The sequence below is a fragment of the Negativicoccus succinicivorans genome, from assembly GCF_018373335.1.
Lineage (GTDB): Bacteria > Bacillota > Negativicutes > Veillonellales > Negativicoccaceae > Negativicoccus > Negativicoccus succinicivorans_A.
On the sequence record NZ_JAHAHH010000120.1, the window covers coordinates 1 to 1646 of the forward strand.

Annotated in this window: 1 protein-coding gene and 1 pseudogene; both read right to left on the reverse strand. The window is 54.6% G+C overall.

Annotated elements, in window-relative coordinates; genetic code table 11:
• Positions 1–409 (reverse strand): annotated as a pseudogene (locus KH813_RS06600) (B12-binding domain-containing radical SAM protein); the annotation flags it as partial.
• A 12-nt stretch (positions 410–421) separates the two neighbouring features.
• Positions 422–1543: a rod shape-determining protein RodA gene (gene rodA / locus KH813_RS06605; protein WP_303994547.1), complete on the reverse strand. Its 1122-nt coding sequence runs from the start codon at positions 1541–1543 to the stop codon at positions 422–424.
• Positions 1544–1646: the final 103 nt, after the last annotated feature.

Here is a 1646-nt window from a genome sequence, read left to right on the forward strand (position 1 = left end):
TGCGTTCTTCGCTCCAGATCGGCAATCCCGCCAAATCGAGCATATTCAACACATTCGTGCAGGACATTTCATACTGCAAGGTAAAACCGAAAACGTCGTATTCTTTCACCGGCGTTTTGGTTTCCAACGTATAGAGCGGCAACCCGTTTTGACGCATGGCCGCTTCCATATCCGGCCACGGCGCGTAGACGCGCTCGGCGACCGCATCGTCCTCTCGATTAATCACTTCATATAAAATTTTCAAACCGAGATGGCTCATCGCCACCTCATACACATCGGGAAACGCGAGCGCCACCGACACCGCCATCTGACGGTGATCTTTGACGATGCTGTTGTATTCGCCGCCGATGTAACGCGCGGGTTTTTGCACGGTATTGAGCAAAAACGGCGAGACGCTGACTGTAGACATCCTGACTCCTATCTAAGCGGACGCATCAAACAAAACGGTTTTGCGCCGCAGGTAAATATTTAATAACAACGCGACGCTGCACAAATTAAGCGTCAACGAACTCACTCCGTAACTTAAAAACGGAAGCGGGATACCGGTGACCGGCATGATGCCGATCGTCATCCCGACATTAATGAAAATCTGAAACAACCACATCGCCACGATCCCGGTCGCGATATAGCGCCCGAACCGATCGGCGGCCGTGCTGGCAATCCAAACGCCGCGGTACAGCAGCACGAAGTACAGCAGCAACAGCAATAACGCGCCGACCAGACCCGTTTCCTCACCGACCACCGCGAAAATAAAGTCCGTATGGTTTTCCGGCAAAAAATTCAGCTGGCTCTGCGTACCGGCAAACAGACCCTTGCCGATCAGCCCGCCCGAGCCGATCGCGATTTTGGACTGGATGACGTGATACCCGGTATTGAACGGATCGCGTTCCGGATTAAATAACACGAGAATACGATTCTTCTGGTACTCCTTGAGCAGGAAAAACCACGCCAGCGGCAAGACCGCCAGCCCCGCCAGGCAAACTTTGCGAATGTAGTCCATGCGCACGCCCGCGATATACAGACCGCCGAGCGTGATCGCGCCAAACACCAGGCTCGTGCCCAAGTCCGGCTGCAGCAAGACCAACACAAACGGCGGCAGCAAAAAGAGCGCCGTATAAAAAAGTCCGCTCCATTTTTTCAAATCCAGCGACGGACGACACAAAAACCGAGCCAAACAGACGATATAAATAATTTTGGCAAATTCCGACGGCTGAATACTGATCGGCCCGATCGTGATCCAACGTTGCGCGCCGAGCGCGCTCGTGCCCACCAGCATAACCGCTGTCAAAACGATTAAATTGGCCGCATATAGCGCCGGCGCGTATCGATACAACTTCCGGTAGTCAAAGCGCAACAAGTACACGAAAATGGCGATATCCGCCACCAAAAACGCCGCCTGTTTCGCCAAGTAGTCCGAAACATGAAGGCCCGCCTGATTGATGTGCGACGCCGACCCGATAAAAAGCAATCCGAGCAGCGTCAACGCCAGCGTAACCAACACCAGCGCCCGATCCGTCGAGCGCCACCAACGTTCGATGCCCATACTAGCCTCGGCGCCGGCGCCATGCCGCGCTTTGCGATTGACGACGGGCGATGCGCGAGCGTTTGCTTTCCCCCGAACGGTAGTGCCGATCGATGAACTGCGC

Bases quoted from the DNA above. Each gene is read 5' to 3' on its own strand.
- rodA (WP_303994547.1), bottom strand. From the start codon at position 1,543: ATGGGCATCGAACGTTGGTGGCGCTCGACGGATCGGGCGCTGGTGTTG.